This window comes from Sphingobacterium thermophilum (genome assembly GCF_039541675.1).
Taxonomy (GTDB): Bacteria; Bacteroidota; Bacteroidia; order Sphingobacteriales; family Sphingobacteriaceae; genus Sphingobacterium; species Sphingobacterium thermophilum.
Genome location: NZ_BAABGR010000034.1, coordinates 1 through 3,343 on the forward strand (window position 1 = coordinate 1; position 3,343 = coordinate 3,343).

Genomic DNA, 3,343 nt, shown 5'->3' on the forward strand with positions numbered 1-3,343 from the left:
AGCCGATGGTACTGCCGTAACAGGTGGGAGAGTAGGTCGGTGCCTACCCTTATTAAACAAAGAAAAGCCTTATCCATATCGATAAGGCTTTTTTGTTTTAAGCTATCTATTCATAAGAGAAAATAAAAAGGAAGATAAACATATTATCTTCCTTTTTTAGCTTACTTATATTATCCATGAATATATTCTTTAGTTCCGTAGGATTTTATCAGCTCTCCTTCAAAATCAAGCCATTCTTTCCAACGTTTATCCACGTCTACGTCAATAGTATATTTGCGTGCGAAATTTAGAAAGGTAGTGTAGTGATTGGCTTCTGAGACCATCAAATCGTAATAAAACTTTTTGAGAAAATCATCTTTAATATTTTGACTTAACACTCTAAAGCGTTCACAGCTACGTGCTTCAATCATGGCTGCAAACAAAAGCCTGTCAATGAATGCCTGATTTCGGGAGCCGTCTTTCTTCGAGAATTTCAATAACTGATTGACGTAATCGTCTTTTCTCTCACGTCTTAAAGTATATCCTCTTTCTTTTATGATGTCGATGACCATCTTAAAATGCCCCAACTCTTCAATGGCTATAGCTGTAAGTTCATGCACTAACTCTTCATGTTCAGGATTTTGGGTGATGATGGTTATGGCATTCGATGCTGCTTTTTGTTCACACCAAGCGTGATCCGATAATATTTCTTCAAGGTTGGATTCTGCTATATTTGCCCATCGAGGGTCTGTCAATAATTTTAAGCCCAGCATAGATTTATGTTGTTTATGATATGATACAAAATTACGAAACTAATATTTAATTCCTTGTTGGAAGGTGAAACCTTAGCATTAAGGTTTATTTTTGTGCATATATCATCGGAGATGAAAATACTTTTTATAGGATTGGTATGGCCGGAGCCACAGTCGTCGGCAGCGGGGTGGCGTATATTGCAATTGGTAGAAGCTTTCACGCAGATAGGAGAGGTACATTTTGCATGTGCAGCAGCAAAAAGTAGATATTCCTTTCCTCTGGCAGAAAGAGGAATAAAAGAACATGCTATAGTGCTTAACGATGCTTCTTTCGATGCTTTTGTCGAAGGTTTACAACCCGATATAGTAGTATTTGACCGCTTTATGGTGGAAGAGCAGTACGGATGGAGGGTTGCTGAGAAATGTCCTAAGGCCTTACGCATACTTGACACCGAAGATTTGCATTTTCTACGGCTGGCACGTGAACAATCTTTTAAGAGAAAGACGGAATTAGATCTGCACACCTATGTAGCTAAAAGGGAACTGGCTTCCATCCTGCGTTCGGATATATCATTGATGATATCCAAATACGAGATACTGTTGCTAAAGGAGCAATTTCTCATTCCGGAGGAGAAGCTTTTTTATATTCCTTTTCAGGAGAAAAGGCTGGAAGACGACATACTCGCACATCTTCCTGCATTCGAAGAAAGGCAACACCTTGTATTTATAGGAAACTTCATGCACGAGCCTAACTTTCGTACAGTAGAAATCCTTAAAAGAGAAATATGGCCAAGGCTTAGCAAGGTGCTGACGAAGGCTGAACTACATATTTACGGAGCGTATGCCGGAGCAAAGGTCATGCAACTACATAATCCAAAGCAAAGATTTCATGTCAAAGGAAGGGCGGAAAAAGCTAGAGATACGCTAGCGCAATATAGAGTGCTTGTGGCTCCTATACCTTTCGGAGCTGGAGCTAAAGGCAAATTTGTTGATGCTATGGCTGTCGGCACTCCTTCCGTCACAACTCCTATAGGGGCTGAAGATATGTCTATAGACAACCTGTGGAGCGGATTTGTTGCCGAAGATTATGAAACTATGGTGCAGCGATGTGTTCAACTCTATTCGGATAAAGAAATTTGGCTGGAGAAACAGCGGCAGGGCATTAAACTCTTCAACCAGACCGTAGCGGACGACTCTTTTACCAAAGCCCTGGTATGTCTTTGTCGACAAAGGGTAGAAGATTTAGCAGATTACAGAAAGAAATATTTTCTCGGAGAGATATTGTTGTTACAGCAGCTCAACGCGACGAAATATATGTCTTTGTGGATAGAAGAGAAAAACAAAAGAGAGCACATCGAATGAATGTAAGTGACTAAGAGCTTCCTGCAGACCTATTATTATCGACAAATTGTTATATTTAAATGATTAAACTATAAATTATGAAAACGATAAAAGGTCCAGGTATTTTCTTAGCACAATTTATATCCGATCAAGAGCCCTTCAATAGTTTGGAAAATATAGCGCGATGGGCAAAGTCCTTAGGTTTTGTAGGTTTACAGATCCCGACAGGAGATCCCAAATATTTCGATCTTCAGAAAGCAGCAGAAAGTAAAACCTATGCGGATGAATATAAAGGCAAACTTCAAGAGTTGGGATTAGAGATTACGGAGCTTTCTACACACCTTCAAGGGCAGCTGGTGGCAGTACATCCGGCGTATGATAAGCTGTTTGACGCTTTTGCTCCGCAACAATATAGAAACAATCCCAAGGCGAGGACGGAATGGGCAACACAACAGCTCATCTATGCTGCCAAAGCGTCCCAGAATTTAGGGTTAAAGGCGCATGCCACCTTTAGTGGTGCGTTGATGTGGCAGTATTTTCATCCGTGGCCACAGCGTCCCGATGGCTTGGTAGATGAAGCGTTCTCGGAGCTTGCCCGACGTTGGATGCCGATTCTGAATGCTTTCGACGAGGCAGGAGTGGATGTGTGTTATGAAATCCATCCGGGAGAAGACCTCTTTGACGGAGTGACATACGAGATGTTCTTAGAAAAAGTCAACAACCATCCTCGCGCCTGTCTTCTTTATGATCCATCACATTTTGTACTGCAGCAGCTGGATTACATCCAATACATAGATTTCTATCACGAGCGCATTAAAGCATTCCACGTGAAAGATGCCGAATTTAATCCTTCTGGAAAGCAAGGAACTTTTGGAGGCTATCAGTCCTGGCTTAACAGGGCAGGAAGGTATCGCTCTCCGGGTGACGGCCAGGTGGACTTCAAAACCATCTTTAGTAAGCTGACACAATACGGTTATGATGGTTGGGCCGTGATGGAATGGGAATGTTGTATCAAGAATCAGATTGACGGAGCTACCGAAGGCGCTCAATTTATCAAGGACCACATCATTCGTGTGACAGATAAGGCTTTCGATGATTTTGCTGCTACAGGTGCTGACGACAAGTTTAACCGAGAAATATTAGGTTTGTAAACCTAAAAAGTCCTGCAGAACTAGACATGCCCCAAAAAGTTAGACACTTATTTGGGGCATTTTTATGAGTAAAAAACAGAAGTATAATTTCAATTTTAAGTTACGTCTAGTAACCACTAT

General features: G+C 41.2%; 3 protein-coding genes. 2 read left to right on the forward strand and 1 reads right to left on the reverse strand.

Going from position 1 to position 3,343, the window contains the following annotated elements; genetic code table 11:
- Positions 1-170 precede the first annotated feature (170 nt).
- On the reverse strand, positions 171-752 hold the full coding sequence (locus ABD873_RS10670) for a MiaE family protein (protein ID WP_039054561.1): 582 nt from the start codon (positions 750-752) through the stop codon (positions 171-173).
- 111 nt (positions 753-863) lie between these two features.
- Here ABD873_RS10670 and ABD873_RS10675 point away from each other — a divergent pair, with 111 nt between their 5' ends.
- Together ABD873_RS10675 and ABD873_RS10680 are read left to right on the forward strand one after the other, a co-directional pair.
- Positions 864-2,093, forward strand: coding sequence for a glycosyltransferase (locus tag ABD873_RS10675; protein ID WP_345068184.1), 1,230 nt, complete (start codon positions 864-866; stop codon positions 2,091-2,093).
- A 77-nt stretch (positions 2,094-2,170) separates the two neighbouring features.
- Positions 2,171-3,223, forward strand: a complete 1,053-nt coding sequence (locus tag ABD873_RS10680) for a sugar phosphate isomerase/epimerase family protein (RefSeq protein ID WP_039054562.1) — start codon at positions 2,171-2,173, stop codon at positions 3,221-3,223.
- Positions 3,224-3,343: the final 120 nt, after the last annotated feature.

Excerpts from the sequence above, each read along its gene's own strand:
- ABD873_RS10670 (WP_039054561.1), bottom strand. The coding sequence starts at position 752 with ATGCTGGGCTTAAAATTATTGACAGACCCTCGATGGGCAAATATAGCA.
- ABD873_RS10675 (WP_345068184.1), top strand. The coding sequence starts at position 864 with ATGAAAATACTTTTTATAGGATTGGTATGGCCGGAGCCACAGTCGTCG.
- ABD873_RS10680 (WP_039054562.1), top strand. The coding sequence starts at position 2,171 with ATGAAAACGATAAAAGGTCCAGGTATTTTCTTAGCACAATTTATATCC.